9 protein-coding genes are annotated in these 12,674 nt (G+C 48.4%); 4 read left to right on the top strand and 5 right to left on the bottom strand.

The window, feature by feature from the left end; all coding sequences use genetic code 11:
• Positions 1 to 3 precede the first annotated feature (3 nt).
• From QUA78_RS07040 to purC, 5 genes are all read right to left on the bottom strand, one after another.
• On the bottom strand, positions 4 to 150 hold the full coding sequence (locus QUA78_RS07040) for a hypothetical protein (RefSeq protein WP_333303735.1): 147 nt from the start codon (positions 148 to 150) through the stop codon (positions 4 to 6).
• 9 nt (positions 151 to 159) lie between these two features.
• Entirely contained in the window at positions 160 to 681 is a 522-nt protein-coding gene (fabZ, locus tag QUA78_RS07035; RefSeq protein WP_333303734.1) for a 3-hydroxyacyl-ACP dehydratase FabZ, read from the bottom strand.
• A gap of 86 nt (positions 682 to 767) precedes the next feature.
• The gene (gene lpxC, locus QUA78_RS07030) at positions 768 to 1,622 is read right to left on the bottom strand and encodes a UDP-3-O-acyl-N-acetylglucosamine deacetylase (protein WP_333398694.1); all 855 of its coding nucleotides are present in this window, start codon (positions 1,620 to 1,622) and stop codon (positions 768 to 770) included.
• Between the two features lie 265 nt (positions 1,623 to 1,887).
• On the bottom strand, positions 1,888 to 4,269 hold the full coding sequence (locus QUA78_RS07025; RefSeq protein WP_333304354.1) for a BamA/TamA family outer membrane protein: 2,382 nt from the start codon (positions 4,267 to 4,269) through the stop codon (positions 1,888 to 1,890).
• Between the two features lie 185 nt (positions 4,270 to 4,454).
• Entirely contained in the window at positions 4,455 to 5,183 is a 729-nt protein-coding gene (gene purC, locus QUA78_RS07020; protein WP_333196510.1) for a phosphoribosylaminoimidazolesuccinocarboxamide synthase, read from the bottom strand.
• 258 nt (positions 5,184 to 5,441) lie between these two features.
• Between purC and QUA78_RS07015 the strand changes: the two genes are divergently transcribed.
• The 4 genes from QUA78_RS07015 (at position 5,442) to QUA78_RS07000 (ending at position 12,547) form a co-directional block, all read left to right on the top strand.
• Positions 5,442 to 5,873: a response regulator gene (locus tag QUA78_RS07015; protein ID WP_172188630.1), complete on the top strand. Its 432-nt coding sequence runs from the start codon at positions 5,442 to 5,444 to the stop codon at positions 5,871 to 5,873.
• A 121-nt stretch (positions 5,874 to 5,994) separates the two neighbouring features.
• On the top strand, positions 5,995 to 9,411 hold the full coding sequence (locus tag QUA78_RS07010; RefSeq protein ID WP_333304353.1) for a response regulator: 3,417 nt from the start codon (positions 5,995 to 5,997) through the stop codon (positions 9,409 to 9,411).
• A 228-nt stretch (positions 9,412 to 9,639) separates the two neighbouring features.
• Positions 9,640 to 11,949: a DNA phosphorothioation-associated putative methyltransferase gene (locus tag QUA78_RS07005; protein ID WP_333304352.1), complete on the top strand. Its 2,310-nt coding sequence runs from the start codon at positions 9,640 to 9,642 to the stop codon at positions 11,947 to 11,949.
• Positions 11,950 to 12,061: 112 nt separating this feature from the next.
• Positions 12,062 to 12,547, top strand: coding sequence for a GNAT family N-acetyltransferase (locus tag QUA78_RS07000; RefSeq protein ID WP_333304351.1), 486 nt, complete (start codon positions 12,062 to 12,064; stop codon positions 12,545 to 12,547).
• Positions 12,548 to 12,674: the final 127 nt, after the last annotated feature.

Here is a 12,674-nt window from a genome sequence, read left to right as displayed (position 1 = left end):
TTGTCAGTTTTTTTGCTGTCTGTTGGCAGTTGGCAGTTGTAAGTTAGCAGTTGGCAGTTGGCAGTTGGCAGTTGGCAGTTGGCAGTTGGCAGTTGGCAGTTGGCAGTTGTCAGAAGGAAGGGATATAAATTCCCAAATAACAAGTAACAAATAACAAATTTAATCTACCATCGAAAACATCAATTCTCCTTCACAAACTTTTTGTCCGTCTACTTCAGCCAGAGCCTGGATTTTTGCGAAGCGACGGCGTTTTACCCACAGCAATTCTACAGTCATCAGCAACCGATCGCCCGGTACAACCTGACGGCGGAATTTGACTTTATCAATTCCCGTAAACATCCACAATCCTTGCTCGATGTCGGGCAACTGAGCCAGAACCATACCGCCAACTTGAGCCATCGCTTCAACAATTAATACCCCCGGCATAATCGGCCGTCCGGGAAAATGCCCTTGAAAATGCGGTTCGTTGAAAGTCACATTTTTAATTCCTACAGCCCTCTCGGACGGCACGTAATCAACAATCTTGTCAACCAGTGCAAAAGGATAGCGATGAGGCAATAATTTCTGAATTTCTTCGAGAGTAAAAGTAGATTTAACCGCTGGAGAATCCTCACCGTTTTCGGTGGGAACGGATTCAGAATTAGCAGTATTGAGGGTGTTAACTTCAGTCAGCGTGGACATTGCTTGAAGACTTTTGAGTGTGGTAGAAACGCGAGGGATCGCGTCTTGGGTTGTCAATTGTAACGGTGACTTGGCTCGCACCTTTTCTAACTTGTCTCCTTCACGACCCAAGCTTGGGATTTGAGTGCTAAGGCGAGTTGGACGTGCAAGTTGTGACTGGCTTTGTAAGCCAAGTAGTGAGCTTTTGGCCAAGTTCCCAGCAGGCTGAGGTCGCCTACTAAGTCTAGGATTTTATGGCGCACCGGTTCGTTGGCAAATCTCAAAGGCGGGTTGAGCCAGCCGGATCGATCGCAAACTAGGGCGTTTTCTAGGGTACCACCTTTGATCAAACCTGCTTGTCGCAATTGGTCAACTTGGCGAGCAAGTCCAAAAGTGCGGGCTGGGGCGATCGCCGTCGCAAAACTTTCTGCCTCTGGCGACCAACTGTACCATTGATTGCCGATCGCCTGTTCCTCAAAATCAATTCCGTAACTGAACCGAGTTTCCGCTGACGGTAAAGCCGCTGCAAAAGCATCCCCGTGACGCACCCAAATAGGCTGTTCTAGGACGCAGGAGGATGTGGGGTCTTGCTTCGGTTCTTGAGGAACTAAGCCGGTATGGGCGATCGCCTCTACCCAAACCAGAGCCGAACCGTCCAGCAGCGGCACTTCCGGCCCATCAACCTCAATTCGAGCATTATCCGCTCCCATCCCCGCCAAAGCGGCTAATAGATGCTCTACAGTGCGAATTTGAGCATCGATACCTGCCAGTTCAGTTGAAAGTGCAGTCTGACAAACCGTCTCAATTTTTGCAGGAATTATTGGAGCACCGGGCAAGTCAATTCTGACAAAATAGCGACCTTCCCCAACCGCAGCAGGCAAAACTCGGACGCGAGTTTGTTCGCCGCTGTGCAAACCGATTCCCGACAGTTCAAATTCAGATTTTAAGGTACGTTGAGTCATTAGTTATTGGGCATGGGGCATGGGGCATGGGGCATGGGGAATTGGGTATCGGTAATTGGTTATTGGTTATTGGTTATTGGTTATTGGGCATCGGTAATTGGTTATTGGTTATTGGTTATTAGTTATTAGTTATTAGTTAATTACTACCAATTACCAATTCTAAATGTCCAATGCCCAATACTTCGACTACGCTCAGTACGAGTGTCCAATGCCCAATTTCCCATGTCCAATGCCCAATGCCCAATGCCCAATGCCCAATGCCCAATTAGAATCGCTCACCAATCCCAAAGTGAATTTGATTGTCGCCGGTGTCGTTGATACCGTAATCGATCCGGATTGGCCCTAAAGGAGATTGAATCCGCACGCCGAGGCCGTAACCGTAACCGCTACCGGGCTTTTCGCGGATACCGGCCGGGTCGCCCGGGACATTTTTGCCCGTACCCAAGTCGGTGCCAGCATCCAAAAATAGCGCTCCGCCGATAAACGAAATAATCGGGAAACGGTACTCAACGCTGGCTTCTAGGAAGCTGCGACCGGCTCCCAGGTCGCCTTCGTTGTATCCGCGCACCGAGTTGGCGCCGCCTAAGGCGAAGGCTTCGTAGGGAGGCAAATCTCCGAATATGGTGCCGCCTCTAAAACTGAATGCCAGGGTTTGAGGGCCGGGGGTAAAGTTAGTGTACTTGACTGGTAGGTACAAGCTGTAGCTAGCCCGCAGGCGGTTTAACAGGATGTTGCCGGAACCTACAGGAATCGATTGTTCCATCCCAAATCTGAGCAGGGAACCGCTAGTGGGGCGGAGGGGGTCGTTGCGCCGATCGCGCACAACACCTGCTTGCAGTGTTGTCAAGTCGTCGGAGCCGGAATCGCTAAAACTCAACTGGTTGCCGAGTTCGTCCTCGGATTCGCGACGGCCTTTGCGATCGGTAATTGAGACTCGCTGGTACTGCAAGCCGACTGAAGCAGTCCACTCTGAATCGGCAAAAGGATTGCGCGACAGGGGACGGGTGAAATTGATGCCGGCACCGGTGCGAACGATGCGGGGTCGATCCTCGTTGGGCAATCTGACTTCCCGTTCGCCGCCGTCAAAAATCACGCTGATCGATCGTCTTCTAAACGCATTAATCGTATAAGAAGTCCGGTAAGGATCGCCCGCAATCCAGGGGTCAGTAAAACTCAGGTCAAACAGCGTTTGGCGTTCCCCGATTTGTACTTCAGCCCCCAATTTCTGGTTTCTACCGCCCAAGTTTTGCTGCTGGTAACTCACCGTACCGAACAAACCCGTCGCGGAACTCAAACCCGCACCAGCCGCCAAAGAACCAGTATTTTTCTCGATGACGTTGACAATTACCCTTGCCTTGCGGGGGTCAGTCGTTCCCGGTTCCAAGGCAAGCCGCACGTCTTCAAAAATTCCCAAACCAAACACCCGTCTCAAATCCCTTTCCGCCTTGGTGCGGTTAAAGATGTCTCCGGGCTTGAGTTCTACTTCGCGGGTGACGACAAAGCGACGGGTGTTGCCTCCGATCGGCTGACCCGTGGCATCCGTTGCCTCTCCCTCCTTGTTCAGGAAGCGGACATCAACGGATTCGATCTGGCCTTCTGCCACTACCAGGGTGACTGTGCCGTCCTCTCCTACTTGCGGGGCATCAGTGATTTGGCCCAAAACATAGCCGTTCTCTTGGTACCACGCATTAATTTTTTTCACTCCCTCCTCAAAGCGGCGGAGGTTGAGAATTTGGCCGTACTGATCGCGGAAGCTTTCGTCAATTACGCTTTGGGGCAGCACTTGCTGGCCGGTGATTGTCACTCCCCGCAGCACCGGATTTGCCTGCACAATAAAAGTCACCCGGACGCCCAACGGGGTGTCTTCGGGTACTGCCCGCACGTTTCTGAAAAAGCCCGTGGCAAAAATGGCGTTGATGTCTTGTTGCAGTTGGCTGCGGTTGGTCGTGCGTCCCGGTTGGGTGCTGATGACTCGGTAAATCTCGCGTTCCAAGTCTCCCGTCGCCCCGGTGACGGTAACTTCTGCAACTAGCACTTGGGGTTCGGCCGCCCCGGCGGGTGCGGGGGTTGGTCTGGGCTGCGGTGCTGGGCCAGGGGGCAATGGAGGAACGGTGTTGGCGGGCGGTCTGGTCGGGGCCGGTCTGGGGGCAACTTGGGAGTTTTGAGCGATCGCCCCTGATTCCTCTGGTTTCCCTAGCTCTGCTGCGATCCAGGCGGGCGTTACAGCCGCTTCCGATGGGGGGAGCGGGCTGCCCAGTTGCTCGTCTGGCAGGGCGTTTTGGCTGCTAGAGGCAGGGGAGGGGTTGGATGCTAGCTCGGATTTGAGTTGAAGGCTCGGAGGTGAAACCGGGGAGGGCGGGTCTGTGACTAGGCTTGGGGGTTCGCGGTCGTTCTCTCCTCTGTCAGGGGCCGCCGCTATTTTTAGGGCTTCGGCTTTGCTAGTTTTAGCGGCTTTGCGGTTTTGAGGAGGATTTTGGGTTAATTGTGGAATGGGGCGATCGGGTAATTCGATCGACGGGGCGGGCGGAACGGCAGCCAAAGCTTCCTCTGCTGATTCAGAGTAGGATGTTTGGCCGCTTGCCGAATTTGATAACCCGAATGTTGCTGAGGCAGTAAAAACTGCCACCAATACAGCAGATAAACGCATTTTTGTTCACTTTTTTGGGCAATCAACACACCACATTAGTCATTATTCATTAGTCATTAGTCATTAGTTATATAAGTCGGTTGAATTTCGCGCTGACCGCTAATTGATGACTGTTGACCGCTGATTGCTGACATCGAAAGCAGAAGGGTGACAAACTGTGCAATTTTAGCGCATTGTTAAGGCCTCTAGACTTTCTGAGCTAAAACCCGCTGGAGAACTTGCTGGTAAGCACTTTCTACCGATCCCAAGTCCCGCCGGAATCGGTCTTTATCCATAACACGGGCATCGGGGTCAGTTTCTGTGTTGTCCCAGAGGCGGCAGGTGTCGGGACTGATTTCGTCGGCGAGGATCAAATTTTGATGTTGGTCGATACCGAATTCTAGTTTGAAGTCTACTAGGGTGATGCCGCACTCGGTGAAAAATTCTTTGAGTATTTCGTTAATTTCGCGGGCGGCGATTTCTAGTTGGTCTACTTGTTCGGGGGTGGCTAGCTGCATTAACTGGATTCTGCCGCGGGTCAGTAGCGGGTCTCCCAAATCGTCGTTTTTGTAATAAAATTCCACCAGCGGCGGATTGACAATTGTGCCTAGGGCGAGTCCTGTTTGCTTGCAAAGACTGCCGGCGGCAATATTTCTGACTACAACTTCCAAGGGCAAGATTTGGACGCGACAGACTCGCATTTGGTTGGGAGCCGGCGTGTCGATGAAGTGTGTGGGAATGCCTTTGGCTTCTAGCATCCGAAACAGGTGCGCGGATACGGCGCAGTTGATTTCGCCTTTGCCGACGATGCTGCCGCGTTTCTGGGCGTTAAAGGCTGTGGCGTCGTCTTTGAAGTGGGTCAGCAAAATTTCGCTGTCTTCGGTGGAGTAGAGGATTTTGGCTTTGCCTTCGTAGAGTTTGCGATCGGCTGACATGGCGATTAATAATGTAGATAAGTTTTAGATTTTACAGTAGCTCGATCGGGCGTTATTGGCGAGTGTTTGGATCTCGGCGGCCCCACTTATGCCCCTGACGGGCGAGTACCCCTGCAGGTAGATACCGCGATCGGCTGAGGCATAAATGATTCTTGACAAAGGACAATAGAGATTAGACTTGCTGGGTTCGCGATCGGTGCGCGATCGACCTCGCCAACGAGACTGGTGCTTACAAAACATCTGCAAAGTGACTAATTTATGGAAGACAAAAAAATTCATATCCTCTTGGTTGAAGATGATGAGGTTGATGTGATGAACGTCCGGCGAGCGTTCAAAAAAAATAACATCGTTAACCCTCTCTACATGGCAGCCAACGGATTAGAAGCTCTGTCTATATTGCGCGGAGAAGGGAAAATCGAGCCTGCAATGCCTCAAGCGCGCCGGTTAATTCTGCTGGACTTAAATATGCCGAGAATGAACGGGATCGAGTTTTTGCGAGAATTGCGACTGGATGAATGTTTGAGGTCGATTCCGGTGATCGTCCTCACAACTTCTAATGAAGATAGAGATAAAGTAGAAGCTTATAATTTGAATGTAGCGGGCTATATTCTTAAACCTGTCACTTTTTCTAACTTCGTGGAAGTTATGGCTACCCTCAATAGATACTGGATGCTGAGCGAAATTCCCTAAATAAGATAAATTATAACAGGAAATTTTTCAAGGTAGCTTTGGTAATTTTTCAGCGGTGCATTTATTTTAATTACTTTTTGTAGACCGCTGCTTTTTCGGAGTAATCCACAATTCGGTTGTTATGGACAAACTTATCAAAATTCTGATTGTTGATGACGATGCAGTCGATCGGATGGCGGTCAAACGCTCGCTCAAGTCGGCAGGCGTTTCGGCAGAAGTTATTGAAGCAGAAAACTGCGCCGATACCCTGGCAAAACTCTCGGTAAGTAAAAATTATACCCAGGTAGCCGCGAAACTATCCAAACAAAATAAATCTCAACATTTAAGCGAGGTTGAGGAGACAGAAAACGGCCTGCTATTAAATCAGATATTTGAGTGCGAATTTGACTGCGTATTCCTCGACTACGGATTGCCGGACGGAGACGGACTGAGTTTGGTACAAAATCTACGGGAAGCTGGGCTAAAAGTTCCCTTAATTGTGCTCACAGGTCAAGGCGACGAACAAATTGCTGTGGAATTGATGAAGGCTGGAGCTTCTGATTATATCGCTAAAAACAAGCTTTCTCCCGAGAGTTTATCCCGCAGTTTGTATAATGCCATGCGCGTTTACCGCGCGGAATCTCAGGCGTTTCATACCAGCCAAAAACTTAAGGAAAGTGAGGAACGGTACAGGTTAGTTTTAGAGGGAGTGAACGACGGAATTTGGGATTGGGATTTAAGTAAAAATGAGGTTTATTGGAACGATCGCCTTTTGGAAATTATCGGTTTGTCGCGAGAGCAATTTGGCAGGACTATGGAAGCTCTCTACAACCGCCTGCACCCCGAGGACAAGGAGGGAATCGTCCGGGCGATCGCCGCTCACTTGGAACAAGAAATAGACTACAATGTCGAATTTCGCCTGCTGCACTCTTCGGGTTTTTACCGCTATTGCACTTCTCAGGGAAAAGCTCAGCGGAATTATTATGGAAAACCGCTGCGAATGGCCGGTATGATCAGCGATATTACTGAGCGCAAACAGGCGGAAGATGCTCTGGAAAGGGAACGGCAGCAACTGAGACAAATTATTACTTGTGTGCCTGTAGCAATGGCGATGTTCGATAGAGAAATGCGCTATATGGCTAACTCTAAAAAATGGGTTAGTCAATTTAATTTGGAGTTGCCTTCCCTAAATAATATCAGCCATTACGAATTGTTTCCAGATACGCCGAATCGCTGGAAAGTCATGTATCAAGAAGTGCTCAAAGGCCAGGTAGTGTCTGTGAGCGAAGATGCCTGGGAACGAGCAGACGGATCTATTCTGTACCTGCGGTGGGCTGCTCACCCTTGGTACGCTCCCGACGAAAAAGTCGGGGGAATTGTGATGGTTGCCGACAAGATTAATGAGTTGGTGGAAGCGCGGGAAACTGCCTTAGAAGCCAGCCGGGTGAAGTCGCAATTCTTGGCGAACATGAGTCACGAAATTCGCACTCCGATGAATGGGGTTTTGGCAATGGCTCAATTGCTGCTGCGCGCTACTCTGGAACCGAAACAGCAGGAGTGCGCTCAGACTATTTACCGCAGTGCTGAACATTTGCTGAACGTTATTAATGATATCCTCGATTTTTCTAAGATTGAAGCTGGAGAAATGCGGCTAGAAAAGGCTGATTTTGATTTGGATAGCTGCGTTGAGTCGGTGATAGAAATGATAGCGCATTTGGCAGAGGAAAAGAATATTGAATTGAATATTTTAGTTGACAGTTCGGTGCCGAAAAAGTTGGTGGGCGACTCTGGCCGATTGAAGCAAATTTTGCTGAATTTGACGGGGAATGCCATAAAATTTACCGATCGCGGTCAAGTTCTAGTTCACGTAACTGTGAAACAGGGCAACCGACTGGCAGACGGTAGACAAGGGGCAAGATTGCTATTTTCGGTGCGGGATACTGGCATTGGAATTTCGGCAGAAGGGCAAACAAAGCTGTTCCAATCTTTTTCTCAGGTAGACGATTCTCCTACTAGGCCTTACGGCGGGACGGGTTTGGGTTTGGCTATTTGCAAGCAGTTAGTGGAGATGATGGGAGGCGACATTGGAGTTCGCAGTTTGCTAGGCAGCGGTTCGACTTTTTGGTTTACTGTACCTTTGGAAAAACAGTTGCAAGTTGAGCCTCAAGATCCCGAACTTGCGGGCAAGAAGCTGTTAGTAGTCTCTGGAAGCGCTTTGAGGAGGGCAGCAGTGCGATCGCTCGCTCAAAGTTGGGGTGCCCGCTGCGACGAGGCAGAAACCGCTGCTGAGGCTTTGAGTTGGTTGAAAAAAGCCCAGGGCGGGATTTCTCAGCATTCGGGGGAGGGGGAAAAAAGCTGTGATGTGGTGCTTGTGGACTTGCAAATGCCGGAGTTGGATGCGGAGGAATTTGCTAGGGAAGTGCGATCGACCTCGACAGTGGGCTCGTTAATCGTCATGACTGCTTTGCGGGAACAGCCGAACGCTGAAGCGCTTTGCAGTCGGGGTTTTAGCGGGTATTTGATCGAGCCGGTGCGGCCGAGCCGCCTGCTTGAGGCTGTGCTGGCACCGGTGAAGAGAACGAGAGAGTTTGGGAGGTTGGAGGCTGCTAATACTTGCAAGTTGCCAGCAGTTAATTCTCAATATGTTACTCCCAATTCGCCGTCATCCTTGAGAATTTTGCTGGCGGAAGACCACCCGATCAATCAACAAGTGCTTGTCGAACAGTTGGCAGTTTTAGGCTATCACGCTGACTGCGTAGTCAACGGTCAAGAAGCGCTGGATTTGCTGGCAAAAAAAAGCTATGATTTAGTGCTGATGGACTGTCAAATGCCCGTACTTGACGGTTACAAAACGGCGCAAAAGTTGAGGGAAATTGAAGGAAGCGATCGGCATACTTTTGTGATGGCTTTAACTGCTCATGCTATGCCGGGGGAACGAGAAAAGTGTCTGGCGGCGGGGATGGACGATTATCTCAGCAAACCTGTAGATTTAGATGCTTTGGCGGCGGCGCTGAAAAAGTATGAATCCCGAAATGTTCAGTTTGAAAATAAGTATGGAGTTAAAAGTATTAATTCGGAAAATAAATCTCAATTAGCAACAAATTATACAGAAGTTTTGGAAAAAGCGCAGGTTGTGGCTGTGCCGGCACCAAGGGCGATCGCACTTCAAACTTGGGAACATGGAGACTGCGACGGACTGTTCGACAAGAGCAGATTGGAGCAACTCGGACGAGTTAATATTAAATTGCCAGAGCGACTTTTGCAAGCTTTTGTGGCAGACGCGCAAGCTGATGTGGCTGCTGCCAAAAGAGCCGTAAAAGCTAAAGATTGGCAAGCTGTGGAATATCAAGCACACCGTCTTAAGGGAACTTCGGCTAATGTGGGAGTTGCTCTGATGTCGGATTTAGCCACACAATTGGAGCATCAAGCCCGAGGCTTTCAAGCTAAACTAGCAGAGGTGGAATTGTCAAGTATTGAGAAGATTGAGAACATATTAGTGAGTTTGTCCACTCATTTAGCCCGGGTTCAAGAATTTGTGGAAACTCGAATGTTTTGTTAAAATTTAAGTCTGTTTTTGGTTGTTAGATACGTCTGCAATTAAAATCGCCACTACTATACCAACTATCGTCCCTCTCTCAGAGACTAAGACATAAAGTCGGCGACTGAAATTGTGACTACATCAACTATCGTCCCTCTCTCAGAGACTAAAAAATAAATTCTTTCTGTCTTCCTTCATTCTGTGTCCTCTGCTTTCTCTGCGGTTAATTAAAAAATAATTAATTTAGCTATGAATTACGATACCAGTAGAAACTCTATTTTAGAGAGCGATTCATTAGAAAATAATGGAGAAATGTTAACCCCTTTGATGACTTTTGCTCGGGAACTTTTATTGTATGAAAACGAGGCTATTTCTGAGCAAGATTCTGTAAAGGCTGTGCCGTACCCGCCCGACGAGATCAATAATTTTTGTATTGACAATCTGATTGCCAAAGTGGCTCGCTGCTGTCGTGAAAGCAAGGTTGGAAAAAAATTACCTACGGCTTTTTACGTTCATGTTTCTGCTTTGGAAGCACTCAACCCGGTCCTCGGAATCTACGAAAATTGTGCCAGACGCACTCTCGAAAATATTGATGAAGCAACTTTAGTTAAAATTTCACTCCATCAACCTAAAATATCTTATCTTTTTTACCCTGATTTTGATACAGATGCTCACCCTGCTTTGCAAACCAGCATCCAAATTAATCTGGAAACAGGGGAAGTTAAATATTTCGATTACAGCAACAGCGAAAATCCCCCGGTTTTGCACCGCAAGGAAACTTTTGTAGCTGCCGATTATCCCAATTACGAAAAGTTTGCTCGACTCACTCGCTGCGAGGAAGGATGGGGACTTCTTGACAATACTAGCGTTATCGGCACTCGCGAGGGTTGGCTCAAATATTTAGGATATTGCGGTGTCGAAATTCAAGATCATGCTGTTGTCGAGCGTTTGAAACAGGAGAATAGCGAGCTTTCAATTCCTAAAATCGAGCGACACAAAGCTGCGATGGTGCGTAACTCTTTGTCTAAACCTTTGCGTCTGGTTTTAGAAGCTGATTTAGCGATCGACGGGGCGACTTTTTTTGATTACGGTTGCGGTTACGGCGGAGATGTTAAATATATTGCACAAGAGGGTTATGCTGTTTCGGGTTGGGACCCATACTATCAGCCGGATACTCCGCGAATTTGTGCTGATATTGTGAATATTGGTTACGTGATTAATGTGATTGAATCTTTGGCGGAACGCCGAGAATCTTTGCTGAATGCTTGGGGATTGACTAAAAAATTATTAGTTGTAGCGGCTCAGGTTTTGATAGACGATCGCCAACAAGGTCAAATTGCTTACGGGGATGGGGTGATTACTTCTCGGAATACTTTTCAGAAGTATTACGAACAGGAAGAGTTGAAGATTTATATCGACCAAGTTTTGAGTGTTGATGCGATTCCTGTGGCTTTGGGGATTTATTTTGTGTTTCGGGATGCTGCGGAGGGTGAAAGTTTTCGTGCTTCTCGGTTTCGATCGCACTTATCGACTCCCAGAGTTCGATCGCAAGTTAAGCGGTTTGAGGATTATGCGGAAATGCTGGCTCCTTTGATGGCTTTTGTGAGCGATCGAGGCCGTCTTCCGGTTAAAGGCGAACTAGCGGAAGAATCGGCGATTAAGGAGGAATTTCACAGTTTTAATCGCGCTTGGAGGGTGATTTTGCAAGCAACCGACGCGGATGATTGGGAGACAATCGCCGACAAACGCCGCCAGGATTTGCTGGTATATCTCGCTCTCAACGGTTTGGGCGATCGGCCTTCAATCCGCCGACTCCCGGCTCAAATCCGCAACGACATCAAAGGTTTGTTTGACAATTATCAAAAAGCTTGCACTTTGGCCGATTTAATGCTATACAGTCTGAGCAAACCTGATATTGTGGCTGACTGCTGCGAAGATAGTGCGATCGGCTACAAACAGCCCGGTTCCCTTTCAGTGCACGTCTCTGCATTAGAAGAACTAGACCCTTTGCTCAGGCTCTACGAAGGCTGCGCCAACCGCACAATTGGCAGGCTTGACGGCGCTACAATCATCAAATTTCACGCTCGCAAGCCTCAGATTTCGTATTTATTTTATCCCGATTTTGACACTAACCCGCATCCAGCTCTCCACACTTCTATGCACATAGATTTGCGCGACCTTTCTGTGAGCTATCAAGACTATTCTGATTTGTACAATCCGCCAATTTTAGTTAGAAAAGAAGCTTTTGTTAGTGCTAGTTATCCCCATTACGAAAAATTTGCGAAACTCAGCCGCCAAGAAGAAAAGTTAGGGATTCTCGATCGTGGCGCAGTTAAAAAGCGTCGAGAATGGGTGAAGTGTTTGGAGGAAAATTGCGTTAAAATTAAGGATCATAAGTTGTTTTGGCGATCGAATGCCGATCCAGAAAAATTGAAAATGCTGCAAAAAGCTGCGTCGGAACGCCAGCAGAAAAAGATTGAGTTTAATGCGGGAAAGATTGAACAAACCGCAGAGGGCACAGAGGGTACAGAGGATGGAAAAGAAGAGGGAGAGGAATAGTTATGGAAGCAGAGTCTGATTTTAGTTAGGGTAAGCGAGGGCGATCGATCTAACATTACCTCGGAAAACTCGGATCTCAGCTATTACAAGTGTGACGTTCAAATGTGAAGTGATGATTAATCTACGCTCCGCGACTTCCGCTGATTTGGATCTGTTACGACACTGGGATGAGCAACCTCACGTAATTTCGTCAGATCCTAACGATGACTGGGCTTGGGAGGTGGAGCTTGAGCGCGCACCCGATTGGAGGGAGCAATTGATTGCTGAAATCGATGGTCGTCCTATCGGATTTATCCAGATCATCGATCCGGGACGCGAGGAGACCAACTATTGGGGTGATGTTGCGGCGGATCTTCGTGCCATTGACATTTGGATTGGGAAAGAGGCTGATTTAGGCAAAGGCTATGGAACACAAATAATGCAGCTTGCAATTGTCAGATGTTTCGCAGATCCGGCGGTGAAGGCTGTCCTCGTCGATCCGCTTGCCAATAATACTCGGGCCCACAACTTCTATGAACGTCTTGGCTTTCAATTTATCGAGTACCGAAAGTTCGGTGACGATGATTGCTTCGTTTATCGTCTGAACCGAGTAGATTGAGACCATGAATTGAGCTCGCATTGCTGTAGCAGCAGTCCGTGAGCGATCGCACAAATCTACAAGTTATTTTTTGAGCCGTGATTTGAAAATCTTAGATGCTCATTGACTTAATTGATTAGGAAGTTGT

It is taken from the genome of Microcoleus sp. K4-B3, assembly GCF_036704615.1.
In the GTDB taxonomy this organism is placed as follows: domain Bacteria; phylum Cyanobacteriota; class Cyanobacteriia; order Cyanobacteriales; family Microcoleaceae; genus Microcoleus.
This window is presented reverse-complemented; position numbering and strand designations above follow the sequence as displayed.